At 70.4% G+C, this 26,927-nt stretch carries 28 protein-coding genes and 1 pseudogene; 13 read left to right on the top strand and 16 right to left on the bottom strand.

What is annotated here, in order from left to right; translation table 11 throughout:
- Position 1: 1 nt before the first annotated feature.
- From BR31_RS0110290 to BR31_RS0110280, 3 genes are all read left to right on the top strand, one after another.
- Positions 2–1,513, top strand: a complete 1,512-nt coding sequence (locus BR31_RS0110290; protein WP_231496433.1) for a multicopper oxidase family protein — start codon at positions 2–4, stop codon at positions 1,511–1,513.
- A 105-nt stretch (positions 1,514–1,618) separates the two neighbouring features.
- Positions 1,619–1,993: a glyoxalase superfamily protein gene (locus tag BR31_RS0110285; RefSeq protein WP_027500884.1), complete on the top strand. Its 375-nt coding sequence runs from the start codon at positions 1,619–1,621 to the stop codon at positions 1,991–1,993.
- Positions 1,994–2,106: 113 nt separating this feature from the next.
- Positions 2,107–3,009, top strand: coding sequence for a universal stress protein (locus BR31_RS0110280; protein ID WP_027500883.1), 903 nt, complete (start codon positions 2,107–2,109; stop codon positions 3,007–3,009).
- A 21-nt stretch (positions 3,010–3,030) separates the two neighbouring features.
- Here the strand turns inward: BR31_RS0110280 and BR31_RS0110275 are convergent, their stop codons facing one another.
- Both BR31_RS0110275 and BR31_RS0110270 read right to left on the bottom strand, forming a co-directional pair.
- Positions 3,031–3,267, bottom strand: a complete 237-nt coding sequence (locus tag BR31_RS0110275; protein WP_027500882.1) for a hypothetical protein — start codon at positions 3,265–3,267, stop codon at positions 3,031–3,033.
- On the bottom strand, positions 3,264–4,220 hold the full coding sequence (locus tag BR31_RS0110270) for an acyl-ACP desaturase (RefSeq protein ID WP_027500881.1): 957 nt from the start codon (positions 4,218–4,220) through the stop codon (positions 3,264–3,266). The genes BR31_RS0110275 and BR31_RS0110270 overlap by 4 nt, the downstream gene beginning before the upstream one ends.
- 101 nt (positions 4,221–4,321) lie before the next feature.
- Here BR31_RS0110270 and BR31_RS0110265 point away from each other — a divergent pair, with 101 nt between their 5' ends.
- Positions 4,322–4,972 (top strand): response regulator, encoded by a 651-nt coding sequence (locus BR31_RS0110265; RefSeq protein ID WP_027500880.1) that lies wholly within the window; start codon positions 4,322–4,324, stop codon positions 4,970–4,972.
- On the opposite strand, the gene BR31_RS0110260 is transcribed toward BR31_RS0110265, so the two are convergent.
- Positions 4,969–6,621, bottom strand: a complete 1,653-nt coding sequence (locus tag BR31_RS0110260) for a sensor histidine kinase (RefSeq protein ID WP_027500879.1) — start codon at positions 6,619–6,621, stop codon at positions 4,969–4,971. The genes BR31_RS0110265 and BR31_RS0110260 overlap by 4 nt on opposite strands.
- A gap of 81 nt (positions 6,622–6,702) precedes the next feature.
- On the opposite strand from BR31_RS0110260, the gene BR31_RS0110255 reads away from it, so the two are divergent.
- Positions 6,703–7,344: a Tat pathway signal protein gene (locus BR31_RS0110255; protein WP_027500878.1), complete on the top strand. Its 642-nt coding sequence runs from the start codon at positions 6,703–6,705 to the stop codon at positions 7,342–7,344.
- Here the strand turns inward: BR31_RS0110255 and BR31_RS0110250 are convergent.
- The gene (locus BR31_RS0110250; protein WP_027500877.1) at positions 7,341–8,069 is read right to left on the bottom strand and encodes an SRPBCC family protein; all 729 of its coding nucleotides are present in this window, start codon (positions 8,067–8,069) and stop codon (positions 7,341–7,343) included. The genes BR31_RS0110255 and BR31_RS0110250 overlap by 4 nt on opposite strands.
- A gap of 81 nt (positions 8,070–8,150) precedes the next feature.
- Positions 8,151–8,786 carry an alpha/beta hydrolase family protein gene (locus tag BR31_RS0110245; RefSeq protein WP_027500876.1) on the bottom strand — a complete coding sequence of 212 codons (636 nt, stop codon included), beginning with the start codon at positions 8,784–8,786 and terminating at the stop codon, positions 8,151–8,153.
- Between the two features lie 166 nt (positions 8,787–8,952).
- Here BR31_RS0110245 and BR31_RS0110240 point away from each other — a divergent pair, with 166 nt between their 5' ends.
- Both BR31_RS0110240 and BR31_RS28160 read left to right on the top strand, forming a co-directional pair.
- On the top strand, positions 8,953–10,419 hold the full coding sequence (locus BR31_RS0110240) for an APC family permease (protein WP_051637296.1): 1,467 nt from the start codon (positions 8,953–8,955) through the stop codon (positions 10,417–10,419).
- Positions 10,420–10,433: 14 nt separating this feature from the next.
- On the top strand, positions 10,434–11,771 hold the full coding sequence (locus tag BR31_RS28160) for an FAD-binding oxidoreductase (RefSeq protein ID WP_037176180.1): 1,338 nt from the start codon (positions 10,434–10,436) through the stop codon (positions 11,769–11,771).
- On the opposite strand, the gene BR31_RS28155 is transcribed toward BR31_RS28160, so the two are convergent.
- Both BR31_RS28155 and BR31_RS0110225 read right to left on the bottom strand, forming a co-directional pair.
- Positions 11,714–12,631 (bottom strand): DUF4873 domain-containing protein, encoded by a 918-nt coding sequence (locus BR31_RS28155; RefSeq protein WP_156042432.1) that lies wholly within the window; start codon positions 12,629–12,631, stop codon positions 11,714–11,716. The two genes, BR31_RS28160 and BR31_RS28155, sit on opposite strands and share 58 nt — an antisense overlap.
- Positions 12,631–13,527 (bottom strand): AurF N-oxygenase family protein, encoded by an 897-nt coding sequence (locus tag BR31_RS0110225; RefSeq protein WP_027500873.1) that lies wholly within the window; start codon positions 13,525–13,527, stop codon positions 12,631–12,633. The genes BR31_RS28155 and BR31_RS0110225 overlap by 1 nt, the downstream gene beginning before the upstream one ends.
- 246 nt (positions 13,528–13,773) lie before the next feature.
- Here BR31_RS0110225 and BR31_RS0110220 point away from each other — a divergent pair, with 246 nt between their 5' ends.
- The gene (locus BR31_RS0110220; protein ID WP_081830412.1) at positions 13,774–14,400 is read left to right on the top strand and encodes a TetR/AcrR family transcriptional regulator; all 627 of its coding nucleotides are present in this window, start codon (positions 13,774–13,776) and stop codon (positions 14,398–14,400) included.
- Between the two features lie 19 nt (positions 14,401–14,419).
- Here BR31_RS0110220 and BR31_RS0110215 read toward each other — a convergent pair whose 3' ends face one another.
- The 3 genes from BR31_RS0110215 to BR31_RS0110205 all read right to left on the bottom strand — a co-directional run bounded on the left by BR31_RS0110215 (position 14,420) and on the right by BR31_RS0110205 (position 16,083).
- On the bottom strand, positions 14,420–14,752 hold the full coding sequence (locus BR31_RS0110215) for a cupin domain-containing protein (RefSeq protein ID WP_027500871.1): 333 nt from the start codon (positions 14,750–14,752) through the stop codon (positions 14,420–14,422).
- Between the two features lie 87 nt (positions 14,753–14,839).
- A complete protein-coding gene (locus tag BR31_RS0110210) occupies positions 14,840–15,325 on the bottom strand; it encodes a dihydrofolate reductase (protein ID WP_027500870.1) in 486 nt (161 codons plus the stop codon).
- Positions 15,325–16,083: a thymidylate synthase gene (locus BR31_RS0110205; protein WP_231496442.1), complete on the bottom strand. Its 759-nt coding sequence runs from the start codon at positions 16,081–16,083 to the stop codon at positions 15,325–15,327. Before BR31_RS0110205 ends, BR31_RS0110210 begins: the two co-directional genes overlap by 1 nt.
- A 124-nt stretch (positions 16,084–16,207) precedes the next feature.
- Between BR31_RS0110205 and cobF the strand changes: the two genes are divergently transcribed.
- A complete protein-coding gene (cobF, locus tag BR31_RS0110200) occupies positions 16,208–16,948 on the top strand; it encodes a precorrin-6A synthase (deacetylating) (RefSeq protein WP_027500868.1) in 741 nt (246 codons plus the stop codon).
- A gap of 76 nt (positions 16,949–17,024) precedes the next feature.
- Complete coding sequence (locus BR31_RS0110195; RefSeq protein ID WP_027500867.1) at positions 17,025–17,903, top strand: Fpg/Nei family DNA glycosylase; 879 nt, start codon at positions 17,025–17,027, stop codon at positions 17,901–17,903.
- A 10-nt stretch (positions 17,904–17,913) separates the two neighbouring features.
- Here BR31_RS0110195 and BR31_RS0110190 read toward each other — a convergent pair whose 3' ends face one another.
- Both BR31_RS0110190 and BR31_RS0110185 read right to left on the bottom strand, forming a co-directional pair.
- A complete protein-coding gene (locus tag BR31_RS0110190; protein WP_027500866.1) occupies positions 17,914–19,404 on the bottom strand; it encodes a carboxylesterase/lipase family protein in 1,491 nt (496 codons plus the stop codon).
- A complete protein-coding gene (locus BR31_RS0110185) occupies positions 19,397–20,869 on the bottom strand; it encodes a dihydrolipoyl dehydrogenase family protein (RefSeq protein WP_037176263.1) in 1,473 nt (490 codons plus the stop codon). The genes BR31_RS0110190 and BR31_RS0110185 overlap by 8 nt, the downstream gene beginning before the upstream one ends.
- Before the next feature lie 154 nt (positions 20,870–21,023).
- On the opposite strand from BR31_RS0110185, the gene BR31_RS0110180 reads away from it, so the two are divergent.
- The gene (locus tag BR31_RS0110180) at positions 21,024–21,500 is read left to right on the top strand and encodes a nuclear transport factor 2 family protein (RefSeq protein ID WP_027500864.1); all 477 of its coding nucleotides are present in this window, start codon (positions 21,024–21,026) and stop codon (positions 21,498–21,500) included.
- An 88-nt stretch (positions 21,501–21,588) separates the two neighbouring features.
- Here BR31_RS0110180 and BR31_RS32140 read toward each other — a convergent pair whose 3' ends face one another.
- Together BR31_RS32140 and BR31_RS32135 are read right to left on the bottom strand one after the other, a co-directional pair.
- Positions 21,589–22,209, bottom strand: a complete 621-nt coding sequence (locus BR31_RS32140; RefSeq protein WP_231496441.1) for a class I SAM-dependent methyltransferase — start codon at positions 22,207–22,209, stop codon at positions 21,589–21,591.
- A 36-nt stretch (positions 22,210–22,245) separates the two neighbouring features.
- Positions 22,246–23,193 (bottom strand): annotated as a pseudogene (locus BR31_RS32135) (NAD(P)/FAD-dependent oxidoreductase); the annotation flags it as partial.
- A gap of 96 nt (positions 23,194–23,289) precedes the next feature.
- Between BR31_RS32135 and BR31_RS0110170 the strand changes: the two are divergent.
- The gene (locus BR31_RS0110170; protein ID WP_027500862.1) at positions 23,290–23,874 is read left to right on the top strand and encodes a helix-turn-helix domain-containing protein; all 585 of its coding nucleotides are present in this window, start codon (positions 23,290–23,292) and stop codon (positions 23,872–23,874) included.
- 29 nt (positions 23,875–23,903) lie between these two features.
- A complete protein-coding gene (locus BR31_RS0110165) occupies positions 23,904–24,668 on the top strand; it encodes an SDR family oxidoreductase (protein ID WP_027500861.1) in 765 nt (254 codons plus the stop codon).
- Between the two features lie 16 nt (positions 24,669–24,684).
- Here the strand turns inward: BR31_RS0110165 and BR31_RS0110160 are convergent, their stop codons facing one another.
- Both BR31_RS0110160 and BR31_RS0110155 read right to left on the bottom strand, forming a co-directional pair.
- On the bottom strand, positions 24,685–24,930 hold the full coding sequence (locus tag BR31_RS0110160; protein ID WP_027500860.1) for a DUF2630 family protein: 246 nt from the start codon (positions 24,928–24,930) through the stop codon (positions 24,685–24,687).
- Positions 24,931–25,196: 266 nt separating this feature from the next.
- Positions 25,197–26,927 (bottom strand): FAD-dependent oxidoreductase, encoded by a 1,731-nt coding sequence (locus BR31_RS0110155; protein ID WP_027500859.1) that lies wholly within the window; start codon positions 26,925–26,927, stop codon positions 25,197–25,199.

Genomic DNA, 26,927 nt, shown 5'->3' with positions numbered 1-26,927 from the left:
CATGGAGAAAACACGCGTTCGGTGGCTGCGGGTGATCGGTGGCCTGTTCGCCGCCGTCGCCATCGTGTTCGGTGTGGTGGCCGGCGGTGTCGTCTATGCGTGGCAGAGCGCCAGGGTGGACACCGTGGGTCAGGTGCGGTTCGACCGGCCCCTGTCGATTCCGCCACTCGCGCCATCCACCGTCGCCCCGGACGGGACCAGGGAGTTCGACCTCGAACTGCGCAGCGGCACCACCGACCTCGGACACGGTCCCGGCACCGGGACCTGGGGCGTGAACGGCTCCTACCTAGGCCCCACGGTGCGCGCGGAGCGCGGCGAGCGGGTCCGGATGAACGTGCGAAACGGGCTCGACGAGGCCAGCACGCTGCACTGGCACGGCATGCACCTGCCCGCGGCCATGGACGGCGGGCCGCATCAGATGGTCGATCCCGGCACCACCTGGTCGCCGCACTGGACTGTAGATCAGCCCGCGGCCACGCTCTGGTATCACCCGCACCTGCACGGGGCAACCGCCGAGCACGTCTACCGCGGCGTCGCGGGCATGTTCCTCGTCGACGACCCGGCCGGGCCGGTCCTGCCGGACCGATACGGCATCGACGACGTCCCGGTGATCGTGCAGGACAAGAAGTTCGACGGGGACCGACTCGACGACGGCGCGGCGATGTTCAGCGACACCGGGGTGCTCGGCGACGAGGTGCTCGTCAACGGCACTCCCGGGCCCTATCTCGACGTCACCACGGAGCGGGTGCGGCTGCGGCTGCTCAACGCGTCCAACGCGCGGGTGTACCGGTTCGGGTTCGACACCGGCCTCGGATTCGCGCTCATCTGCACCGACGGTGGGCTGCTGCCGAAACCCGTTGGGATGACGAGCCTTCAACTCTCACCCGGTGAACGCGCCGAGATCGTGGTCGCCGTGCCTGCGGGCACGTCGCCGGTGTTGCGTAGTTCCCCGCCCGACCTCGGCGCGGATTTCTGGGGCACCCGGTTCGGAGGCGGTTCCGACACCATGGACATCCTGCAGCTGCGTGCGGCCGACCGGCTCGACTCGAATGTCGTCGTTCCGAGTTCCCTTGCCGCGCAACCCGATCTGGGGGTGCCGAGCGTGACCCGGAGGTTCGACCTGACCAGTTCGACGCAGATCAACGGGAAGCCGATGGACATGGGACGGATCGACGAGGTGGTCACCGTCGGGACGACCGAGGTCTGGGAGGTGCGCAACCTGAGCGGGGGAGTGCACAACTTCCACGTCCATGACGTGCAGTTCCAGGTACTCGGCACGGACGATCCCGCGCTGACCGGTCCGAAAGACACCGTCTATGTGCCGCCCGGGCGCACCCTGCGACTACTGATGCGGTTCACCGACTTCTCCGATCCGTCGACCCCGTACATGTTCCACTGCCACCTGCTCCGGCACGAGGACAACGGGCTGATGGGACAGTTCGTGGTCGTGGAACCGGGCCAGCAGCCGGTGCCGCCGGTGCCGCCGGCGGGCGCCGTGCGCGGCCACCACTGAACATTCGGAAAAGTCCCGGGTCGAATCCGAATGAGGACCGTTCCTGGCCGCAATTGGCGTGAGACTCGAGGTGTCGCTCAGTCAACCCGAACCGAAGGACAGGTCATGGACATCAAGCTCGAACTGGTCGCGATCCCCGTCACCGACATCGACCGGGCCAAGGAGTTCTACGTCCGGCTCGGTTTCAACGCGGACCACGACCACACCGTCCACGAGGACCTCCGCTTCGTCCAGCTCACCCCGCCCGGGTCGGCGTGCTCGATCTGCATCGGCAAGGGCATCACCGATGCCGAGCCAGGCTCTGTCGTCGGCATGCAGGTGGTGGTCAAGGACATCGAGGAAGCCGAGCGCGAATTCAAGAGCCGCGGCATCGACATCACCCCGATCGACCGTCAGCCGTGGGGGAACTTCGTGTACTTCAGCGATCCCGACGGAAACAGGTGGGCGGTCCAGGAGATCGTGGTCCCGGACCTCGGGTAGGTGACCAGCGCAACAGCGATCGGTCCGCAACAGTGACCTTTGACTCTGACGGCGCGCAGGCAAATTCAGGACAATGGTCCGGGCAGGCCAATCGTGATCGTGAAGGGAGAACCATGAGCGCAGGAAAGCCCATCGTGGTGGGTGTGGACGGATCGGAGTCCTCGACGGCAGCGGTGGCGTGGGCGGCACGCACCGCGGCGATGAGGAAGACACCGCTGGTCCTCGTGTCGGTGGTGCACGTTCCTGCGTACTACTACTCCGAGCCCTACCTCGCCCGAGGCTACGGAGACGACCTCAAGAACGCGGGCCGCGCCCACCTGGACTCCGCGGCGGTGCTCGCCGCGCAGGCCGTGGACGGCCTCGCGCCGGTCGACATCAGCACCAAGCTGCACGAGGGGCAGATCGCGGAGACGCTGCTGCAGTACTCGGACGGCGCGACCATGATCGTGCTCGGGTCGCGAGGTCTCGGGGAGTTCACCGGAGCGCTGATGGGATCGGTCACCGTCGCGGTGTCCTCGCACTCGACGGCTCCGGTCGCGGTGGTCCGCGGCCGCACGCTGGACGGCAGGCCGCCGACCGAGGGCCCCGTCGTCGTCGGGGTCGACGGCTCTGAGATCAGCGAGGCGGCCGTCGGGGTCGCGTTCGAGGAGGCCGCGACCCGGCACGCCACGCTGGTCGCGGTCCACGTCTGGAGCGACGTGTCGGTCCAGCCCTCGCTGGGGGCGACCGCCGACGACCCGCACTGGAGCGGGATCCAGTCGTTCGAGGAGGCGGTGCTGTCCGAGCGGCTCGCCGGCTGGACCGAGCGATACCCCGACGTCTCCGTGCAGCGGGTCGTGGCACGGGATCGCCCGGTCCGAGTGCTCAGCGAGTACGCGGAGCGTGCGCAGGTGCTGGTGGTCGGCAGTCACGGCCGCGGCGGTTTCAAGGGCATGCTGCTCGGCTCGACCAGCAATGCGCTGATGCGTACCGCGGACTGCCCCGTGCTCATCGTCCGCCCGACGGACAAGGCCTAGCGACGCGCGGGCGGTCGGGACTCAGCCGAAGTCCGCAAGACCGCCCGCGCGGAGCTGGGCCCACGCGTCGGCGGGGTGCACCCCGCGACGGACGGCATCGTTCTCGATGAGCACCCCGAGCAGCACCGAGTTCATGAACGCGAGGCCCTCCGACTGGTGCTGGGTGGTCTTCGCCTCCGTCCACCGCATGACGTTGCCCCGCTTGGCGGCCGCCGCCATCTCCAGCACCGCGTCGAACATCGCCGACGTCTCGCTCATCGCACGGACTCCTTCTCCTCGTCGCGGACGGCCGCGCGTGCGAGCGCGCGATCGCGGGCGTCCTCGAATCGCTCCGCGTCGGCCTGCAGGCCGACGAGGAAACGCTCCAGCCGTTCGCGCTGTTCCTCGCCCTCGGCGGTGAAGTCGTTGCGCTCGAAGACCTTCCAGGTGCGCAGTACCGGCAGGACCACGTCGTCGAGGTGCTGGCGGAGGTCGTAGATACCGCCCTTCGCGATCAGCACCGCGTTGCGGCGGAAACCCGGCATCCCGGAGCCCGGCATCCGGAAGTTGGTCAGCACCTTGGTGATCGCCCGGATGGTCTGATCGGGTGCCACCTCGAGTGCGGCCCCGCAGATGTTGCGATAGAACATCATGTGCAGGTTCTCGTCGGCCGCGACGCGCGCGAGCATGCGGTCCGCGATCGGGTCACCGCAGGCCTTGCCGGTGTTGCGGTGCGAGACCCGGGTCGCCAACTCCTGGAACGTCACGTACGAGACCGAGTCGAGCAGTCCGGCGTTCCCCCCGGACGCGAACCCGTTGGTCATGTGGGCCATCCTGGCGTTCTCCAGCGCCACCGGGTCGACGCCGCGGGTGACCACCAGATAGTCCCGCATGACGATCGAGTGCTTGTTCTCCTCCGCCGTCCACCGGCCCACCCAGGTGCCCCAGGCCCCGTCGAGGGAGAAGTGCTCGGCGATCTCGCGGTGGTACGAGGGCAGGTTGTCCTCGGTGAGCAGGTTCGTGATCATCGCGGCCTTCGCGGTGTCGCTGAGCGTGGACTGGCCTGGGTCCCAGTCGATGCCACCGAGCGCCGCGAAGTTCTGCCCGTCGTCCCACGGCACGTAGTCGTGCGGGTGCCAGTCCTTGGTCATCGACAGGTGCCGGTGCACGTTCTCCTCGGCCACGGCCTCCAGTTCGTGCAGCAATTCGAGCTCGGTCAGTTCGCGGGTCACGATCGATCCCCATTCGCAGTGCCGGTGGTCCGCGTCAAGGATTCCCGGGACCGGTGGACCGGGCTAGGGCCGAAGGTCCCCGATGTGCTGGGATCGATGCCATGAGCATGCGGATCTTCCTGGTCGACGACCACGAGATCGTGCGCCGCGGTCTGGTGGACCTGCTCGCGGGCGTCCCCGACTTCACCGTGGTCGGCGAGGCGGCCTCGGTGGGTGAGGCGCTGGTGGCGGTGCCGAAGGCGGAGGTCGACGTCGCGGTCCTCGACGTTCGGTTGCCCGACGGCAGCGGCGTCGAGCTGTGCCGGGACCTGCGCTCGGCGCAGCCGGACCTGCGATGCCTGATGCTCACCTCGTATTCGGACGACGAGGCGCTGTTCGACGCGGTGATGGCCGGTGCATCGGGGTACCTGCTCAAGCAGATCCTCGGCACGGACCTGGTCGCGGCGATCCGGACGGTCGGCGCCGGCGGCTCCCTGATCGACGCCGATGCCACCGCCGCGGTGCTGGGCCGGATCCGCGCGCAACGCGATCAGGGCGCCGCTGTGTCCGGGCTGTCGGAGCAGGAGCGGGCCGTGTTCGAGCTCATCGGCGAGGGGCTGACCAACCGGGAGATCGGCGGGCGCCTGTTCCTGGCCGAGAAGACCGTGAAGAACTACGTGTCCCGGATTCTCGCGAAGCTCGGCATGCAGCGCCGGACCCAGGCCGCGGTGCTGGCCACCGAGCTGCGAGGCAGGCCGGGACGGGACCGCTAGCCTGGCCCGCCCATCGGCACCCGCCAGGTCAGGACGGTTCCGCCGCCCGCCGCCGTGGTCACCTCGCACCGCCCGGCGCACGTGGCCGCGCGACGGTCCAGGTTGGCCAGTCCGCTGCGTGGCTCGTCGCCGGCCATGCCGACCCCGTCGTCGGTGATGGCGATCGTGAATTCGTCTGCGGCTGTGATGGATACGGCGATGGACGAGGCGCTCGCATGCCGCCGGGCGTTGCTCAGACCCTCCCGCAGCACCGCCTCGGCGTGCGGGTGGACCGGCGCGGGGACCAGGGTGTCGATCGGTCCGGAGAACTGGACCGTCGGGGTGACCGCGGACTGCGGGGTGACCTCGCCGATCACGTCGAGCAGTCGCCTGCGCAGGCTCGTCTGGGTGGCGGCGTCGCCGGTCTGCAGGTCGAAGATGGTGGTCCGGATCTCCCGCACGGTCCGGTCGAGCTGCTCGACGGACCTGGCCAGCACCTCGCCGTCGGGCGCGGGCAACGCGATGCTCTGCAGGCTCATGCCGGTGGCGAAAAGGCGCTGGATGACATTGTCGTGCAGGTCCCTTGCGATGCGGTCGCGGTCGGCGAGCACGTCGAGCAGCCGCTGCTGATTCTGCCGGTGCGCGAACTCCAGCGCGACCGCGGCCAGGTCCGCCATCGAGGCCAGCCTGCTGAGCTCGTCGGGTTCCCAGCCGTGTGCGCCCGTGCCAAGGGTCACCACCAGCGCGCCCTCGATGTGCTGCGGCCCGGACACGGGGAGGACCGCCGCCGGGCCCGAGCCCGCGGCGGCCCCGGACGGGGGCAGGGGGTCGCTATCGGTGAGCTGGGCCCGGCCGGTCCGGAGCGCCTCCCCGACCGGTGTGCCCGCGAGGACCGCCACCCCGTCGCCGTGCCGGTGGTCGGTGGTGGCCGCGACGATCGCCGTGCCGGACGAGGCATCGAGCAGCGTGACCGTCGCCGCGGAGGTCAGCTCCCTGACCCGCCGCACCAGCAGGTCGAGGGTCTCCGGGACTGACCCGCCGATCAGCAGGCTGGAGTTGATCGCCGCCACCGCGCGCAGCCAGCGTTCCCTCGTGCGGGACTCCTCGAACAGCCGCGCGTTGTCGACGGCGAGGGCCGCTGACTCGGCGAGCACGGTGAGGATCACCTCGTCCTCGTCGGTGAACTCCGGCGCGTCCCGCTTCTCGGTGAGGTAGATGCTGCCGAACGCCCGGCCGCGGACGATGATCGGGACGCCGAGGAAGCTGTTCATCGGCGGGTGGTTCGGCGGGAACCCGACCGACGCCGCGTGCCGGTCGAGTTCGCGGATCCGGACCGGCCGGGGGTCGTCGATGAGCAGCCCGAGCAGCCCGCGGCCCTCGGGCAGGTGGCCCATCGTCGCGCGTTCGCCCGCGTCGATCCCCTCGTAGACGAACTCGGACAGTCCGCCGCCGGGCGCTCGGACCCCGAGGGCGCCGTACCGGGCGCCGAGGAGTTGGGTGGCCGCCTGCACGATCCGCTGCAGGGTGGGGTCGAGCTCGAGACCCGCCCCCACCACGAGGGTCGCGCGGAGCAGGTCGCGCAGTTTCCCGGGTGACGTGACGACCTCGCTCAGCCGTCCGTGGACGTCGCTGAGCAGGGCGTTCAGGCCGTCGGCTGGAGTTTCGACCATAGGCCGCAGCGTAGTCGCTGTAACGGAAACAGACCGGTTCCGATGCTTTTGGTAGCTAACCCTTCGGTAAAAGGAGCCTCAATGAAGCAGCGATTCACCGTCCGCCGCCGGATTGCCGTGGCCCTCACGTCCGCAGCAGCCGCCACCACACTCTTCACCGGGACGGCCGCAGCCGCACCCGCCGCCCAGCCCACCGCCGACCTCGGCGCGGCCGCCTCCGGGCTGCGCGCCGCCGCCGCGGGCAACGCCGACGCGGAGGCCGCGATCGAGCGGCTGATCGCCTCGCCGCGGGACGTGGCGAAGGGGCTCGGCAAGCCCGTGCTCACCCTGCCGGGGCAGATCTTCCCGGTGCCCGCCTACTCCGACACCGGACAGGGCGGCGAGGTCCTCGGCCAGCTCTACGGCTCGGGGGTGGCCACCAACATGAACAACGAGTTCCGCTTCGGCTTCTTCGGCGGACCGGGGAGTATCGCCGACAACCAGACGGGTGCCGAGCTGAACGTGGTCTGGTACAGCCTGGCCAACGGAACGAGCGGCATCACCCGGCTCGACCAGAACAACAAGGTCGTCCCCACCGTCATCTCCACCGCACCGCTGAACGTCGGCAAGGGCATGGTCGTCGGCGCCGTCTACGGCTCGCTCTGGCACAAGGTCGGCCCGAAGGCGGAGGACGTCGTCAAGAGCACCATCTGGATGCCGAGCATGGGCATGGTGATGAGTTAGCAGCAGGTCCCTGGACTCTCACGGGTGTCCCACCAGTGGGTCCACCGGTCCGCGAGGGCCGCGAACTCCTCGGCGCCCCGGCCGTAGACGCTCAGGATCAGCTGGGCGCCGCCGCCGGGGCGCTGCTCGTTCTGTGGCTGGATCGCGAGCACCAGGAGCCCGGGGCCGAGCGCGTCGACGGTCAGCCCGAGCTGCTTGGGTGAGCGGAACCAGACCGTGCCGCTGATGGCATCGCCGGTCGCGACGAGGGCGGTGTACGCGGACCCGGGCGGCCCGGTGATCCCCGCCACTCCCAGCAACTCCATCGCGGTGGCACCCGAGGTCGGGCCGTCGAGGTAGAGGGTGTGTCGTTCGGCGAGATCGTGGCGCTCCAGCCCGAACTTCAACTGCTGCAGAAACGTCGTCCAGCCCTCGGTGATGTCCTCGTACCAGTCGTCCCACTCCGGGTGGGAACCCTTGGCGGATCGGGTGATCCGTACGATCGTGCCCTCGACGGCGGGCCTCAGGGTGAACCGGTCACCGCCCCGGAGTGTCAGCGTCGATGCAGCGGCATCCGCCTCGACGCCATCGATGTAGATCTCGCGGATCTCGTCGTCGAGCCCGCCGGGGCCGTCGTACTCCCATCCGTGCCAGCGCCGGATGAGCGCGGGATCGCGCAACGCCTGCCATACGCGTTCCGGTTCGGACGCGATGGTGGTCTCGATGACGATCTCCGGCTCGGTCATGACTCCGATTCTGCTGCATCGAGGTCGTCGAAACCAGGCTGGGAACGACTGAACATGTTGAAAAACAGATGATTTCGTGGCTCAGAAGCCGAGCAGGTCGGCGGCGGCCTCCACCGCCAGCGGCGCGGCCGCGCTCTTGTCAGGGGCGAGATCATGGCCCGTGCCCTCGACCAGCACGAGTCGCGTGGGCGTCGGCACCAGTTCGAGGGCGGCGCGCATCTCGTCCGGGGTCCCGAACGGGTCCCGGGTGCCGTGCACGAACACACACGGAACGCGCAGGTCCGGAAGGTGGGCGGTCCTGGCCTTCTCGGGCTTTCCCGGCGGGTGCAGCGGATACGAGAACAGCACCAGTCCGTCGCAGGATTCGGGGTGCTCCGCCGCGAGCATGGTGGACTGGCGGCCGCCGTAGGAGTGTCCGCCGAGAATCATTGGGCCCGAGGTGAGTTCGCGAATCGCCTCCGCGGCGGCCGCGATGCCTTCGCGATCGCCATCCGCGGTGGACGGGCTCGGCGGGCCCTTCGGCCTGCGCTGGCGGAAGGGCAGGTCGTAGCGGAGGACGAGCAGCCCGCGCTCCGCGAATTCCGTTGCCGCCCGCTGCAACATCTTGGCGTCGCGGTTGCCGCCTGCGCCGTGTGCGAGCAGGAGGGCGCCGACCGGATCCCCTGCGGGCCGATGGAGAACGCCGCTCACGCCCTCGCGTTCGAACAGCTCAGTCATGACCTCGACGCTATCGCGTGCCGGACCAGAGTGTTTAGGGGGCCGAACCAACGCTGACATCGGTACCCGATCGGAGGACGATGAAACGGACCGGTCTTGATCCGACCTCCCGGAGACCCGTCACGACAGCACCCGCGGATTCGCGAGCGAAGGTGAGGTGGCCGAGGTGGCCGAGGCTCCGGTGGGCGAGGCCGCCGTGGAGAGTTCCGTCGAGAGCGGTGGCTACCACCAGGAACTGAAGCGGACGCTCGGCTCCTTTCAGGTGTTCGCGATCTCGTTCGCCTTTATCTCGGTGGCGGTCGGCATCTTCGGGACCTACGACGACGTGCTGCAGAACGCGGGGCCGGTGGGGATCTGGCTCTGGTTGATCGCGGTGGTCGGTCAGATCCTGGTGGCGCTGGTGTATGCGCAGTTCGCGGCCCGCATACCGCTCAGCGGCTCCACCTACCAATGGGCCTCACGCCTGGCCAACCCGAAGATCGGCTGGGGGTTCGGGTGGCTGACCGTCTGCTACCTGTCATTCGGGGTCGTGGCGGTCGACAATGCCCTCGCCAGCCAGGCCTTCATGCCGCTGTTCGGCATGGAGCCGGACGAGGACACCGCGCGCGCGATCACGCTGGTGATGATGTTCGTCCAGGCATTTCTCGTGGTGTTCTCGACGCGCATCGTCGCCATGATCAACGCGAGCGCGGTGGGGCTCGAGCTGGTGATCGTCGTGGTGCTGGCGATTGCGCTCATCGTCGCCGTCCTGATCACGGGCGACGGCGGGGCGGGCAACCTCACCTCCCGCGGTGTCACCGAGGACGCGCCCGATTACTTTGCCGTCGGCGGCGGGTTGATGGCCGCGATGATCATGGGCCTGGCCACGCTGGTCGGATTCGATGCCGCCGCGAACCTGGCCGAGGAAGCCAAGGATCCCTTCCGTAGCGTCCCGCGCGCGATCGTGGGATCGGTCGCGGCGGCCGGGGCGCTGGGAATGGTGTTCCTGATCGCACTCACCGTCGCGATCGACGACATCCCCCGGATCAGCAAGAGCGAGTCGCCGGTCGCCGCGATCATGCGCGATCAGCTCGGTCCCGTGATGGAGCGAACACTCCTCGTCGCGATCACGTTCGCCTTCTTCGCCGCCGGGATGGTGACGATGGCCGCGTGCTCGCGGATCGTCTTCGCGATGGCGAGAGACTCACGGTTCCCCGCGTACCGGGTGATGCGGCGGATCAACCCGCGCACGCAGACCCCGATCCAGGCGACGATCCTGATCCTCGTCATCGGGGTCGTCCTGATGGTCGCGCTTCCTGGCGATGCGCTGCTGAAGCTGATCGTGGCTGGGACGCTCCTCACGGCCATCGTCTACACGGCCACGGTTGTCCTCTACCTCGCCGTGCGCAGGCGGTTGGACCGCAAGGAGGGCGGATTCAACCTCGGGCGATTCGAACTACCCGTCGCGATCGGGGCGCTCGTGTGGATGGCCGTCGTGTTGTTCGTGCTGATATCTCCGGGGGAGGCGTTCGTCCCCGTCCTGATCGTCGCGGGTCTGCTCGTCCTTGGCGGGCTGTTCTTCCTCGCCATGTGGGTCTTCGACCGCGAGGTGCTCGAGACCGAGCCGGGGGACATCAGCGTCTACAAGCATTGACCGGAGGTGACCGAGTGGGTGCTACCGCGAGGCTGACGGGTGAGGTGGTGTGTCCGGGTGATCCGGGCTACGAGGCGGCGCGAATCGGCTGGAACCGCTTGTACTCCCGCTATCCCGAGGCGATCGTCTTCTGCTGCGACGCACACGAGGTGGTCAACGCGGTCGAATGGGCCCGCACGGAGGGCATCGCGCTGCGCGCCCGCAGCGGACGCCACAGCCTCGAGGGTTGGTCCTCGCTCGACGGCGGCCTGGTCGTCGACGTCAGCCGGATGAAGGGCGTCGAGATCGACGAGGCGGCGCGCACCGCGACGGTCGGGACGGGGCTCACCCAGACCGAGGCGGTCGCGGCGCTGGGGCGGCGCGGATTCGTGGTCCCGACCGGCTCGGAGGGGGGTGTGGGCCTCGGTGGCGTGATCCTCGGCGGCGGCTTCGGATTGCTCACCCGCAGCATGGGTATGGCCTGCGACAACCTGCTCGCCGCCGAGGTCGTGGTCGCCGACGGCGCGCGCTCGGCGAAGGTGGTGCGGGCCACCGAGAGCGCCGACTCCGACCTGCTCTGGGCGTGCCGCGGCGGAGGAGGCGGCAACTTCGGGATCGCGACGGCCTACACGTTGAAACTGCACGAGCTCGCCGATGTCACCTTCCTGATCGCCAGGTGGACCGGGCGCGACGAGCTGGGCGCGCTGCTCCGCGCGTGGCAGCGGGACGCGCCGGTCGCCGACGAGCGGCTGACCAGCGCGCTCGAGGTGGAAGCCGGCGCGGTGGAGCTCTCCGCGTTGCTCTACAACGGCTCGCGCCGGGAGCTGACCGAGCAGCTGCGCTCGCTGCTGACGATCGGCGACCCCGACGTGACCTTCATGGAGGGCGCCTGGCCCGAGGTGTACGGCAGCGTCGACAGGGGTCCGGACGACGTGGCCAACTGGAAGTTCTACTCCCAGTTCGTCACCCGTCCGTTCCCCGACGAGGCGATCGATCTGGTCGTCCGCTTCATGGATGACGCGCCGAGTGCGCCGAGCAACTTCTTCTGCTCGAGTTTCGGTGGTGCCGTGCGGCACGCACCGCCGGGCGGGTCGGCGTTCCCGCACCGCGACGCGTTGTTCTACTGCGAGCCGGGCGCGGCCTGGAACGACCCCGAGCTGAACTCGAGGGCCCTGGGCTGGGCGGCCGGTTTCTGGCGCGCGCTGCGCCCGTACTGCGACGGCGCCTACGTCAACGTGCCCAATGCCCCGGCATCGGACTGGGAGCGCGACTACTACGGGCTCAACCGTGAGCGCCTCCGTCAGGTCAAGGCCGCCTACGACCCGGAAAACGTGTTCCGCTTCGAGCAGAGCGTGCCGCCCGAGCCCTGCTGAGGACGGACCGCCGCGACCTGCACCCGCTCGAGCGGGTACGGGGGAGGGCCGACCCCGGTGATCCGGTAGTTGCCCCATGGGTCCTGCTCGGCCAGCGTCGCGGGTGTGGCGGGTCCCTCGGCGATGGTGAGGTGCAGCGCGGAGCGGCCGCGCCGCTTGAGCTCGGTCAGGCCGGAGCCCGCGATCCGGCCGTACCAGTGGTAGTTCCCGTCGAGCGGTTCGAAGTGGCCGTTCAGGTGGACCTGCACCGTCAGCGCGACCTCGTCCGCCGTCAGCACCGCGGCTCCGGCATAGGCGTCGTCGTCCTCGCGTTCGTCGGCGTTGCCGAGTTCGAAGGCGCTCCGCTCAGGGCCGCGCAGGGCGCGCGGTCTCGACCTCCACCGCGACCGGGTAGGCGACCGGCGGACGATCCGGTTGAACTCGCGCTGGGCCCCGGCGCGCACCTCGATCCGGGTCGCCTCCTCGGCCGCCATCATCGCCAGGCAGGTGCGGATGTGCCCCGCCTGCTCCGCGGCGTGCTCGTCGGTGACGAGGAAGAGGTTCGGGAACCCCGAGCGCGCGATGCCGAGATAGGCCGCCTGCTCGCCCCGCGCGGCCTCCTCGAGGCTCGCCCCGCCGCGGCCCGGGATGGGGACGGCGGTGGCGGGACCGGCCACCAGGAGCCGGGGCCGATGGACCTCGCCCCGCGCGGTCCGCACCCGCCACCGGTCCGCCGTCTCGTCGAAGTCGCAGGAGACCGGGTCCGGCCCGCCGGACAGGTCGAGGACGACACGGCCGCCTCGCCCGGTGTCCTCGAGCGTGCGTGCGATGCCCGGTCCCGCGGATCCGGCGCCGACGATCAGCACCCCGGCCTCGGGCATCACAGGAAGCCGCCGCGCCGCCACATCGCCCGTGAGCTCGCCCGCATCAGCCCGTTCTCCTCCAGGAACGCGGCCAGCGACTCGAAGCCGCGTCGCTGGTTCTCCCGGAAGTAGGGGTTCGCCAGTGCCTGCCTGCGGGCCTGCTTGGGATCCAGCCCGGCCCGTGCGTACATCACCGGGTTGGTGAACAACCGCTGGAGCAGCGGACCGCCGATGCCCTGCACCGTGCCGACCCACAGCTGCTCGATCCGGTGGCTCTGCGCCACCCGGCGCCGCACGCCCTCGCGGGCGAAGCGGATGTGCCGCGATTCCTCGGTGACATGGATCTGCATCAGCCGCGAGATCATCGGCTGCAGCTGCGGGTCGTCGAGTACCCGGCGCTGGGTGGCGTCGAAGATCTCCTCGCCGATCAGGGCGGCCACCCACAGCATCGTGCCGCGGAAGGTCTTGGGTAGGAGGTTGACCACCAGGGCCTGGTGCCGTCGCAGCTGGTACGGCTTGGCGCCGATCCGCTCGATCGCCCGGCCGAACATGGTCATGTGCCTGCACTCGTCGCCCATCTCGGTGAGCACGTACCGGGTGTGCAGCGAGGCCGGGTCGCCCCGCAGCAGCGCCCGCAGCAGGGCCTGGTTGAGGATGTTCTCGAACCAGATCCCGACGCTGAGGATGTTCGCGGATTCCTGCCGGGAGAGCTCGATCCGCTGGGCCTCGCTCATCGACTCCCACATCGGCGTCCCGTAGAGGGAGAGCACGTGCGGGGGCAGGAAGTACTTGCCCTCCTCGAGGGGCGCGTCCCAGTCGATGTCCACGACGGGGGCGTAGGAGCGTTTGACCGAACCCTTGAGCAGTCGATCCGCGACCGTCTCCCGGTCCAGCGGTGTGGCGGCCTGCGACATGGCTGTCCTCCGTGGCTGATCCCGGTGTGGTGCCGGGCATTTCGCGTGCGCGTTTTCGTTCTCTGTAAAAACGTAAACCTGGCGACGGGTGAGGTCAATAGATACCTGTGAACCTAATTCACATACTTTTGCCCGCTCCGGGCGTCGGCGCCGGCTGAGGGGGTGTCGCCATAGAATCGGCCGGTGCGGCCTTCAGTGAGACCAGTGGATCCGGACGCGATCCGGGAGCAGATCCTGGACGCGGCGATGGAGTGCGTCATCGAGCTGGGGTTCACCTCCCGTCTGCACGCCGCCATCGCGCAGCGCGCCGGCCTCTCGCGGCCAACCGTCTACAAGTACGTCGGGGATCAGAACGCGATCTTCGGCGCCCTGTTCCAGCGGGAGATCACCCGGTTCTTCGTCGTGCTCGATCCCGTGTTGCGTGGGCAGGAGCGGAGCCTGCGGAGCGACCAGAAACCGGAGCGGAGCCTGCGGAGCGACCAGAAACCGGAGCGGGACCTGCGGGTCGGGTTCGTCGACGCGATCGTGTTCGCCGTGCAGTACGCCCGTGCGCACCCGCTGTTGCAGAAGGGCCTGCGCGACGATCCCCAGGTGGTGCTGCCGTGGTTCACGGTGCGGGCCAAGCCCTTCGTCGAGCTCGGCGCGAACCTGCTCACCCCGCACTTCCAGCGGCTGTTCACGCCCGGTCAGCTCGCGGAGGTCAGCCCGAAGGCGATCTCCGAGTGGGCCTTTCGGATCATCGGGTCACTGATCGTCACCGAGGGCATCGTGGACACCACGCAGGAGCAGTCGCTGCGCGAGTTCGTCAGCTCGCTGCTGTCGATCGCGTTCATCCCCGCGCCGGACCCGGGGCTGGTGCGCGGCGCGGGGTGACACCCGCTCGGCCGGGCCGCTACTTGGGCACGGCCACCGTGAGCAGGAAGGCGACGTCCTCGAGTGCCTCGACGCTGTGCCGGGCCGCCGGGATGACCAGCATGTCGCCGGTCGAGCCCTTCCAGGAGTCCTCGCCGCTGATCAGTGCGAGCTTGCCGCTGAGCACCAGCAGGGTGGCCTCGCCAGGGCTGTCGTGCTCGGCCATCACTTCGCCCGCGCTCAGGCCGACGACCGTCTGCCGGAGACTGCGCTGATGGCCCCCGTAGATGGTCTGCGAGCTGCGCCCGCTGGTGGCCGCGGCGGCCAGCTTGAGCTGCTGCCGGGCGACGGCTGTCAATGACTTCTTGTCCATGAAGCGCCTCTCCTTGGGCTTGGGGAAAGACCTGCCCTTGGAGTATGACGCACCACCCCACCCATGGGGCGTTACTGGCGGAACCGATCAGCCGCGGATGTAGGTGCGGAACCGGAACTTCAGTCCGTCCCTCTCCGAGGTCATCCAGTCGCCGGTCGTCGCGGGAGTCCACTCGTCGCCGATCGTCGGCGCGTATGCATCGCCCTCGGTGTCCACGTCCACCTCGGTCACGACCAGTCGGTCGGCGAACGGCATTGCCGCGGTGTAGATCTCGCCGCCGCCCATCACCCACGTCTCGCCGGGCCCGGCCAGGGCGAGGGCGGACTCGACCGAGTGCGCGGCCTCGGCGCCCTCGGCCCGCCAGTCCCGGTCGCGGGTCACCACGATGTTGCGTCGGTCCGTGAGGGGCCGGAACCGCGGTGGCAGCGAGTCCCAGGTCTTTCGGCCCATCACCACCGGGTGCCCGGAGGTGACGTCCTTGAAGTAGGCCATGTCCTCGGGAATCCGCCACGGGATCGCCCCGTCGCGGCCGATGACGCCCGCCCGGCTCTGCGCCCAGATCAGTCCGAGCACTAGATCGCCACCGGTGCCTTGATGGCGGGGTGATGGCGGTAGCCGACGATCTCGATGTCCTCGAACTCGTAGTCGAAGATGGAATCGCGGGGCGCGAGCACGAGCTCCGGGTACTCGTACGGCTCGCGGCCGAGCTGCTCGGTGACCTGGTCCACGTGGTTGTCGTAGATGTGGCAGTCGCCGCCGGTCCAGATGAACTCGCCCACCTCGAGGCCGGTCTGCGCGGCGATCATGTGGGTGAGCAGGGCATAGCTGGCGATGTTGAACGGCACGCCGAGGAACAGGTCGGCGCTGCGCTGGTACAGCTGGCAGCTGAGCCGGCCGTCGGCGACATAGAACTGGAAGAAGGCGTGGCACGGCGCGAGCGCCATCTGCGGGATCTCGCCCACGTTCCACGCCGAGACGATCATCCGGCGCGAATCGGGATCGGTCTTGAGGGTCTCGATGACCTGGGCGATCTGGTCGATGTGCTCACCGCTCGGCGTTGGCCAGTTCCGCCACTGCACGCCGTACACGGGGCCGAGCTCGCCCTCGGGGGAGGCCCACTCGTCCCAGATGGTGACGCCGCGGTCCTGCAGCCACTTCACGTTCGACTCGCCGCGCAGGAACCAGAGCAGCTCGTAGACGATGGACTTGAGGTGCACCTTCTTGGTGGTGATCAGCGGGAAGCCCTCGGACAGGTCGAAACGCATCTGATGGCCGAACACGCTGCGGGTGCCGGTGCCGGTGCGGTCCGCCTTCGGGGTGCCGGTCTCCATGACGAGTCGCAGCAGGTCTTCGTAGGGGGTGTGCACAGGGGCCAGTTTAGGCGGCTCCGCCGCCCGTGAGTCCTTCCGGCCCCGTGGCGGACCAGAAGGACTCACGGGCGATAGCCTGCCGGTCATGCGTGAACTCCTCGTGATCGGCATCGGCGCCGGCGACCCCGACCAGGTGACCGTGCAGGCGATCAAGGCGATGAACCGGGCCGAGGTGTTCTTCGTGATCGGCAAGGGCGCCGAGAAACAGGACCTCGTTGACCTGCGCACCGGCATCCTGGACGAGCACATGCGCGGGCCCTACCGGATCGTCGACATCGTCGACCCGCCGCGGGACCGGACCCCCTCGGACTACGAGGGCGTGGTCGACGACTGGCACGACCGCCGCGCCGCGATCTTCGAGGAGCAGTTCGGTGCCGTCGAGGGCGTCGGCGCGATCCTGGTGTGGGGCGACCCCTCGCTCTACGACAGCACCCTGCGGATCGTCGAGCGGGTGCTCTCCAGGGGCATCGCGACGTTCGAGTACTCGGTGATCCCCGGCGTCACGAGCGTGCAGTCGTTGGCGGCGCAGCACCGTATCGTGCTCAACCGGATCGGCGAGCCCGTGCACATCACGACCGGTCGACGCCTGCGCGACGGCCTGCCCGACGGGGTGCGGGACGCGGTGGTGATGCTCGACGCGGACTGCAGCTTCACCGAGGTACCCGGCGACGACGTGCAGATCTGGTGGGGCGCGTACCTGGGCACCGAGGACGAGGTGCTGATCTCGGGGAACCTGCGCGAGGTCGAGGCCGAGATCGTCCGCGTTCGGGCCGAGCTGCGCGAGCGCAAGGGCTGGATCATGGACACCTACCTGCTGCGGAGCTGATGCGCACGGTGCGCGTGTCGTACCCCAACCGGGGTAAGACGCGCGCACAAGCGCCGAAGGTGCCTAGGCTGTTGGCATGCCCGAACTGCCCGAGGTAGAGGCCCTGGCACAGTTCCTGCGCACGCATGCCGTCGGCTCGGTGGTGGGCCGCATCGACATCGCGGCGCTGAGCGTGCTCAAGACGTTCGACCCACCGATCACCGACCTACAGGGCAAGGACGTCGTCGGCGCCGCCCGATTCGGCAAGCATCTGGGGATCCGGTGTGGCGACGAGGACGGGCTGTGGCTGATCACCCACCTCTCCCGTGCCGGCTGGCTGCGCTGGACCGACCACCCGAGTGCGACGCCGCCGAAGCCAGGCGGCAAGAGCCCGCTGGCGTTGCGGGTGCACCTGTTCACCCCCGACGGCGGGACCCCTGCGTTCGACCTGACCGAGGCGGGCACCAAGAAGCGGCTCGCGGTCTGGGTGGTGCGCACCCCCGGCGAGGTGCCAGGGATCGCGAAGCTCGGACCCGACGCGCTCGACATCACCGAGCCGGCCCTCGCCGAACTGCTTGGCAAGAGTTCGCAGCGGATCAAGACCGTGCTCACCGACCAGTCCGTGCTGGCAGGGATCGGCAACGCGTACTCCGACGAGATCCTGCACCTGGCCAAGCTGTCGCCGTTCGCCACCGCGAACAAGCTGACCGCGGAGGAGGTGGCCACCCTGCACGCGGCGATGCGGGCGGAGCTGACCGATGCCGTGGAGCGCTCGGTTGGTCAGGATGCCGCGCGGCTCAAGGGCGAGAAGCGTTCCGGGTTGCGGGTGCACGCGAGGACCGGGATGCCATGCCCGGTGTGCGGGGACACCGTCCGGGAGGTGTCGTTCGCGGAGCGGTCCTTTCAGTACTGCGCGACCTGCCAGACCGGCGGCAAGATCCTCGCCGACCGGCGGCTGTCGAGGTTGCTGAAGTAGGTTCGCGGTGTCAGCGCCGGTGCCGGTACCCGATCCACGCCCGGCGCAGGTCGCCGCGCGGATCGCTCTCGATCCGCGCCGTCGTGTCGATGATCAGCGTCTCGCGCCGCGCCACCGTGTAGGCGGGCCAGGTGGACCGGGGCGAACCGTACCGGGCGAAATGCAGCCAGTGCGACTGCACGATGGCCGTGGCCTCCCGCAGCCCGCGGCGCCCGCCCAGCACGGTGGCCGCGCGGCCGAGTGCAGCGTCGCCGATGCCGAAGACCGCGAGCAGTTCGGTCGCGTGGGTGGCGCCGAAGCCGGTGACGTTCAGCAGCCGCGGGGCGAAGTCGTAGCGGTAGCCGAAGGTCGGTGCGGTGGCCGCGTGCGCCTGCGCGACGAGGATCGTCGGCTCCCAGAAGGTGGCGTCACCGCCGACCCGTACGGCGGCCCCGCGATCCGGGTAGCCCGGGTAGGCGGCCAGGATGCGCGCCTTGAGCTCGGGGTCGGTCTCGGAGAACATCTTCTCGATCCGGACCGGGTCGGTGGGGATGATGTCGAGGAACCGCGGGAACATCGTGCCCTCACGGGCATTGGTGCCGATGATCAGGGGGACGGCGTGCGCGGAGCCCTCGGCGAACGCGTCCAGCGGGTGTAGCGGCAGGAGGTCGCCGTCGACCAGCGGGGCGAACGCCCTTGTACCGGGCTGCTCGTCGGCGCCGCGAGCGGTGAGGGCGTCGCCCGCACGGACCAGGGCATCGGGGTCCGCGGTGCTCAGCGCCAGGGCGGGATCGTCGACGGCGCCGAGGATCTCGAGGAACTCGGCCGCCCAGGCCTTGGCGCGGCCGGGGCCGTACGCGGAGGCGGCTGGCGGGCTCTGCGCGATGGCGCGTGCGAACAGTCCCTCGGCCGCGGGCACGCACATCAGGGTGGTCACCGCGTTGCCACCCGCGGATTCCCCGAACAGCGTGACGTTGTCCGGATCGCCGCCGAACCCGGCGATGTTGCGGCGCACCCAGCGCAGCGCCGCGAGCTGGTCGCGCAGGCCGAGGTTGGACTCGAAAGTCCGGTCGGGGGTGGAGTATTCGCCGAAATCGAGGTAGCCGAGCGCGCCCAGCCGGTAGTTGAGCGACACGTACACGATGTCGCCGCGCCGGACCAGCGTGTCGCCACGGTAGACGCCGGTGGACGAGGATCCGCCGCTGTACGCGCCGCCGTGGATGAACACCATCACCGGCCGCGGGACGGAACTCCGTGCGGCGGGCGTGAGCACGTTCAGCGTCAGGCAGTCCTCGTCGGTGCGGATCCCGCGCCGCTGGGCTCGCCCGGACTGCGGCGCGGCCGGGCCGAAGGCCAGCGCGTCGCGCACCCCGGGCCAGGGCTCGACCGGCCGCGGGGCGCGCAGCCGGAGGTCGCCGACCGGTGGCGCGGCATACGGGATCGCGCGCCAGGACCGGAGGCCGTCGTGCTCCCGACCGCGGACCCGGCCCGCGTCGGTGGCGACGATCAGTGGGTCAGCCACGCCGGGCCTCCAGCAGCCGCAGCCAGACCTCGCTGACCGTCGGGTACGAGGGCACCGCGTGCCACAGCGACTCCATGGGCACCGCTCCGACCACCGCAACGGTGGCCGCGTGGACCAGCTCCGCCACCTCGGTCCCCGCGAAGGTCGCCCCCACCAGGGTGTCGGTGCCGCGGTCGATCACCAGCTTCGCGCGGCCGGCGAAATCGTCCCGCGCCAGCGATGATCCGGCCACGGCGATGTCGATCTCGACGGTCTCGACATCGATGCCGTCCGCGCGGGCCGCGCGCTCGGTGCGGCCGACCGAGGCGACCTCGGGGGAGGTGAACACCACCTGCGGCACCTGGGCGTGGTCCGCGCTCGCGGTGAACCGCGCCCCGTCCAGGCTGCGGCCCTCCGCCCGGGCTGCGATCACGTCGCCGCACACCCGGCCCTGGTACTTGCCCATGTGCGTCAGCGCCGCGCGGCCGTTGACATCGCCGACCGCGTAGAGCCATTCGCCGGGTACGCCCGTGACGGCGAGGCGGTCGTCGGTGGGGGTGCGCCCGTCACTCAGCCCCACGGCGGCGAGGCCGAGACCGGAGGTGGCGGGGTGGCGTCCGGCCGCGACGATCACCTCGTCGACGGTGATCTCGCCCGGTTCCCCGCCGTCGAGGGTGATGGTCACCGGTCCGCCGTGGATCCGGCCCACCCCGGTGTCGCGCGGCTGCTCGCGGCGCACCGCGCTGGGGCTCGTGCCGAACCGCACGGTCGCACCCGACGCCCGCAGGGACTCGGCGACGAGCTCGCTCGCGAACGGCTCGGCGGAGGCGAGCAGCGCCGACCCGCGGACGATCAGGGTCAGCTCGCGCACCCCGAGGGCGAGCAGCCACGTCGCGCACTCGGTGGCGACCACGCCGCCGCCGATGATCGCGACCCGCTCGGGCACCTCCCGGAGGTTGGTGGCGTCCCGGGAGATCCACGGCAGCGCCTCGCGCAGCCCTGGCACCGGTGGTATCGATGCGATGGTGCCGGTGGCGAGCACCACCGCGTGCCGCGCCCGCAGGGCGCGGGTGGGCGGATCGCCGTGGCCGCCGGTCGAGAGCTCGACGGTGCGTTCGCCGGTGAGCGCGGCGGACCCGTGGATCACCTCGATGCCAGCGGAGGTCGCCCACCGCCGCTGGCCGGAATCGTCGTGGTGACTGGTGAATTCGTCGCGGCGGGCGAACACGGCCCTGCGGTCCAGCGTCGCGTCGCCTACGGCCTCGCGGACGCCGGGCATGGCGCGGGCCCCAGCCAGCACCTCGGCCGGCCGCAGCAGGGCCTTGCTGGGCATGCAGGCCCAGTACGAACACTCGCCGCCGAGCAGTTCGTGCTCGATGATCGCGGCGGTCCGATCCGATCCGGCGATGGCGTAGGCGGCGGCGTTCTCGCCAGCCGGCCCGCCGCCGATCACGATGACGTCGTAGTCCTCCGTCGATGTGGCCATGGTTCCCACCGTAGAGCGGTGAGCGGCGCCGGGCGAGACATTCGCGTGGCGGCACATCTCGGTTCGGCATTGCTTGCGCTGCGCATTTCGACCGGCCGATACTCCAAGATGGACGACTCCCGTTCGCGAGAACACTCTCGGGTAGGAGGGCACCATGAGCACCGAACCCGGCGCCGCCGCCGCCGACCACGCGGCGACGATCGGAGCGCTCTACGCCGCGTTCGCGCGCGGCGACATCCCGGCGGTTCTCGGCATGCTGGCCGAGGACGTGCGCTGGGAGGACTGGGCCGACAGCTTTGCGCAACGTGCCGACGTGCCGTGGCTGCGCAGGCGGGGTGGCCGTGCCGGCGCGGCCGAGTTCTTCGGGATCGTGGGCGGGTTCGACATCGGCGAGTTCGCGGTCCTGTCGATCATGGCGGGCGAGAGCCAGGTGGCTGCCGAGATCAGCATCGACGCCGTGGTCCCCGGTGGCGGTCACTACCGCGACGAGGAACTGCACCTGTGGTCCTTCGACCGGAACGGGAAGATCTCCCGGATGCGGCACTACGTGGACACGGCCAAGCACATAGCGGCCGCGGGCGGCGTCGACACCACCTCGCGCGTGGTGAACGGATCGTCAACCGAGGGGTGACGGCGCCGGGTCTGCCCACCGACCTCGGCCTCGACAGGGCGACTGTCGAGGCCGAGGTAGGTTCCGCGGCGGCCGGGGGCGCGACGGGTCAGGGGCGCCTGCGGGCGAGCAGGACCGCGTCGTGGATGGTGACCTCGCGGTCGTCGGGATCCGTCGCGACGCGTGCCCTTGCCTCGGCCACGACGACGTCCCACTCGTCGGGGTCGAGCGAGGCCGCGATCTCCTCCGCGGTGAAGAACAGCTCCGGTACCGGCGGCCGCGGCACCGTGGTCTGCAGGTCGGACGGGTGGTGGCCGACGATGAGCAGGCTCCCGCCCGGCGCGACGGCGGCCGCCAGCCGGGCGTGCAGGACACCGCGCTGCGGCTCCGGCAGGTGCATGAAATGCGCGGTGACGAGGTCGAAGTGGCCCTCGATCGGCCCGGTGGTCAGGTCGGCGTACACCCAGTTCAGTCGGTGCGCCACGTCCGCGCCGAGGGCCTCGGCGCGCGCGGCCGCCCGCTGCAACGCCGTGGTCGAGAAGTCCACCGCGGTCACCCGCCAGCCGCGTTCGGCCAGCCAATGCGCGTCGGCACCCTCGCCCGCGCCGACGTCGAGTGCGGTGCCAGGCGTCAGCTCGGCGGCCTCGGCCACCAGGTGGGGGTTCGGGCGCCCGCTCCAGACCCCGGTCTTCGATCGGTATCGCTCCTCCCAGGCACGCTCGTCGTCCACGGTGATCGGGCCACCCGGCGCCGGATCCTCCGAGTGCAGGTGGGCGGCCACCGCGAGCCGGGTGTCCTCCGCGATGAGATCGGCATTGATGGCCGCGCCCGCGGTCAGCCCCGCTGCGGCCGCGACGATCACCTGGGCCTTGAGGTCCGCGACGTTGCCGGCCGCCCACACCCCCGGGACCGCGGTGGCCCCCATCGGATCGGCGGCGATGTAGCTGCCGATCACGTGCCCGGCCATCTCCTGCTCGGTGGGCTCGAGGCCGAGCTCGCGCAGGAAGCCGGCGCGGGCCTCGAAGCGCGGCGCGACGACCATCGCGTCGCGGGGCACGAGCTCGCCGCTCCGCATGCGGACCCCGGTGAATCGGTCGTCGGCGACGTCCAGCCCGGCGACCTCGCCGCGCACGACCGCGATGCCGCGGGCCTCGAACTGCTCGAGCTCCTCGGCGCTCGGCTCGGCCGCGGTGTGCAGGAACACGGTGATGTCCGCGCTCCACTGCCGCCACATCAGTGCCTGGTGCGCGGCCATCGGTCCGGTGGCCAGGATCCCGATCGCCCGGTCGCGGACCTCCCAGCCGTGGCAGTACGGGCAGTGCAGCACCTCGCGACCCCAGCGTTCGGCGATGCCGGGCACGTCCGGCAGTTCGTCCACCAGGCCCGTGGTCACCAGCAGCCTGCGGGCGGACACGGCCGTGCCGTCGGCGAGTCCGACGCGGAAGCCGCCGCCCTCGGCTGGCAGCGCCGAGGCCACCGTGCCGCTCACGATCTCGCCGCCGTACCCCTGCGCCTCGGCCCGGCCCGCCACCAGCAGCTCGGCGGGCGGGGTGCCCTCGCGGGTCAGGTAGTTGTGCACGTGCCCGGCCGGGGCGTTGCGCGGCTCGCCCGCGTCGATCACCAGGACCGAGCGCCTGGCACGCGTCAGCGCCACCGCCCCGCTGAGCCCGGCGGCGCCGCCGCCCACGATCACCACGTCGTAGTGCTGTTCCACCCTCGTCCTCCTCCGTTCGTCCGCCTTCGTCGTTGCACTGTCCGTCCCCGGAGCCGAATCCGGCAAGCTGCGTTGCCGAAGTGGCAAACTGGGTGCATGGCAGGCGACCCGCACGCGCTCGACGACGTCCTCGACGCGGTCGGACCTCGGCTGCGCGCGATCCGCAGGCAGCGCGGCGCGACGCTGGCGCAGCTCGCGGAGAGCACCGGGATCTCGGTGAGCACCCTCTCGCGGCTCGAATCCGGGCAGCGCAGGCCGACCCTGGAACTGCTGCTCCCGCTGGCCCGGGCGCACCAGCTGCCGCTGGACGAGCTCGTCGATGCACCCGCGACCGGCGACCCGCGGATCCACCCCCGCCCGATCAGCCGCAACGGCGTCACGATCATCCCGCTGACCCGCAGGCCGGGCGGGATCCAGGCGTTCAAGCACGTCTTCCCCGCGCGGCCGGCGGTGGACGAGCCGCGGTTGCAGACGCATGAGGGCTACGAGTGGTTGTACGTCCTGTCCGGGCGGCTGCGGCTGTGTCTCGGCGACCAGGACGTGATCCTGATGCCGGGGGAGGTGGCGGAGTTCGACACCCACGTCCCGCATTGGTTCGGCAATCCCGGGCCCGAGCCTGCGGAGATCCTGAGCCTGTTCGGGCCGCAGGGCGAGCGGGCGCACGTGCGCACCCGGGTGTGAACCCCCTTACCGCACTAGGCTGATCCGCTGTGACCTCCACGGCGAAGACGCGAACCACGATCCTGATCACCGGCGCCAGCTCCGGGCTGGGCGCGGAGATGGCGCGCCAGTTCGCCTCCAAGGGGCGCGATCTCGCGCTGTGTGCCCGCCGCATCGATCGGCTCGAGGAGTTGCGCGCCGAACTCCTTGCCGCGCACCCGTCGATCAGGGTTGCGGTCCGGACCCTCGACGTCAACGACCACCGTGCGGTGTCCGAGGTGTTCGGCGAACTGGACGACGAGCTGGGCGGGCTCGACCGGATCGTGGTCAACGCCGGGATCGGCAAGGGTGCGGCGATCGGCACGGGCAAGCCAGAGGCGAATCTCGAGACCGCGCAGACGAACTTCGTCGGTGCGCTGGCCCAGGCGGAGGCCGCGATGGCACTCTTTCGCGCCCGCGGCGCAGGCCATCTGGTGCTGGTGTCCTCGATGAGTGCGGTGCGCGGACTACCGAAGGCGCAGACCGCCTATTCGGCGAGCAAGGCGGCGGTGTCCGCGATCGGGGAGGGGCTGGCCGCGGAACTCTCGCGCAGCCCGATCGCCGTCACCACCATCCTGCCCGGCTACATCCAGACCCCGATCAACGAGAAGGTGGCCAAGACGCCGCTGATGGCGGACACCGTTGCCGGGGTGCGGTCGATGGTGAAGGCGATCGAACGGGAACCGCGGCGGGCCGTCGTCCCCGGGTGGCCGTGGCGACCGATCGATCTGGCGCTCCGCGTGCTGCCGACCGGGCTGACCGGCCGCTTCCTCTAGCCGGCGCGGCCTGCGGTTACTGCAGATAGCCCTCGACCTGGCCTGCGGGGCTGACCGGGACTTCGTCCGGTGGCAGGCCGGCGTCGATGCGGGCCCGGCGCTGGCGCAACAGGTCCCAGCACTGGTCGAGGGTCTCCTCGATGGCGGCGAGCTGCGTCTGCTCCTGCTCGGGATCGAGGTCGCCCGCCTCGGTCTTCGCGCGTAGTTGATGCTCGGTGTCGACGAGCAGGCGGATGCTCGCGAGGATGTCCTGTTCGCTCATCAGTGAACTCCACTCCTAGGGGACTGCGGGTTCCGCGATCCACCATAGGCCGGTTCCGGTTGCCCTGTCCGGCGCCCGAATGCGAGCAGCCCCGCGAACACCACCAGCCAGGCGCTCCACAACAGGTATCCGGCGAAGTTCGCCCGCTCGGCGCCCGGCAGGTCCAGCGGCGCGAACACACCGACCGCGATCAGGTCTGCAGAGCCGAATCCCAGTGCGGTGAACCAGTTCGAGTGGGGTTTACGCCAGCTGCTGGGGTGATCCGGCTAGCGCCGCCGGCGGAGCCGTCCGAGCACGGACGTCTCGGTTCTCCGGCCCGCAGCCCCGGCGATCAGCGCGAGCTCGGCCTGGTCGGTGATCTTCTCGCGGATGCGGCCCCGCTCGGCGCCGCGGCTGCGTTCGGCCTCGTCGATCAGCTGCCATCCCGCGCGGTCGATCACCGCCGACTGTCGCTCCCGCACCAGCCGGTTCAGCGCGGCCGCGCCCGACCGGGGCTCGCGCAGCCGACCCGAGTTGAAGTCGTCGACGAGCCGGGTCACGGTCTCCTGCGCGCAGGACTTGTTCGTGCCGATGAACCCGCTCGGCCCGCGCTTGATCCAGCCGGTGGCGTACGCGCCCGCGAGCACGGATCCGCCCGGTCCGTCGAGCACCCGCCCGTCGGCATTGGGGATCACCCCGGCCGAATGATCGAACGGCACCCCCGCGATCGGCACCCCTCGGTACCCGATCGAGGTGAGGACGAGGCCGGCCTCGAGTCGTTCCGTCTCGCCGGTCGACTCGACCCGCACGCTGCCGTCCTCCCCGACGGTCAGCGCGTTGCGGTCGAACTCGACTCCGGTGACCCGGTCGTCGCCGCTGATCGCGGTCGGGGACAACAGGTAACGCAGCGAGATCCGCCGCCGCTCGTGACCCGGCTCGCCATCGAGGCGGGCGGACCGGAGCAGCGACAGCTTCTGCGCGACCGAATGCGAGAGCTCGCCGTCTCGGGCGAGGAGTTCGGTCGTGGGGTCGAGCACCATCTCCTCGGGGTGGACCACCACGTCGACGTCGGGCGCGTCGAGAAGGCCGGCGAACTCGGGAACCGTGAAGGCGGACTGGGCGATTCCGCGCCGCGCGACGATCACGACCTCCTCGATCCGGCTGCCGCGCAGCGCCTCGAGGGCGGCTGGCGCGATGTCGGTGGCGGCGAGACGGTCGGGGTCCGCGGTCAGGATCCGGGCGACATCGAGTGCGACATTGCCGTTTCCGATGATGACGGCCCGCCGGTGGGACAGGTCGAAGCGATCGCCGGCGTGGTCGGGATGGCCGTTGTACCAGGCCACCAGGTTCGTCGCGGAGGTCGAGCCGGGGAGGTCCTCGCCGGGGATCCCGAGGCCGCGGTCGGTCGAGGCGCCGACCGCGTAGATCACGGCGTGATGGTGCGCGAGCAGTTCGTCGTGGGTCAGGTGTTCGCCGATCTCCACGTTGAGGAAGTACTCGAATCCCGGCTGGGCGGCGATCTTGTCGTACAACCGGGAGACCTGCTTGGTCTTCTGGTGATCGGGCGCGACGCCTGCGCGGACCAGGCCGTGCGGCACGGGAAGCCGGTCGAAGACGTTGACCTGCACCCCGGGCTGGGTGAGCAGCTCGTCGGCCGCGTACATCGCGGCCGGGCCCGCCCCCACGATCGCCACCCGCAGCGGACCCCGGTCGCGGTGGACCTCGGGTGCGGGCACCACGGGCGCCAGCACCGGCCGCGGGCGCGGCTCCTTGTAGAAGTCCGCGTTGATCGTCAGGAACGGCTGCTGCGACTCCGAGAGCTTCGAGTGCGGGACGATCGCGTCCACCGGGCACGCGGAGATGCAGGCACCGCAGTCGACGCACGAGGCCGGGTCGATGTGCAGCATCTCCGCGGTCAGGAAGTCGGGCTCGTCCGGCGTCGGGTGGATGCAGTTGACGGGGCAGGCGTACACGCAGGACGCGTCGCTGCAGCAGGATTGGGTGACGACATGGGGCAT

The sequence above is a fragment of the Rhodococcus sp. UNC363MFTsu5.1 genome, assembly GCF_000686785.1.
In the GTDB taxonomy this organism is placed as follows: Bacteria; Actinomycetota; Actinomycetes; order Mycobacteriales; family Mycobacteriaceae; genus Rhodococcus_G; species Rhodococcus_G maanshanensis.
The sequence above is the reverse complement of the archived record's forward strand: the minus strand, read 5'-3'. Positions and strand labels throughout refer to the sequence as shown.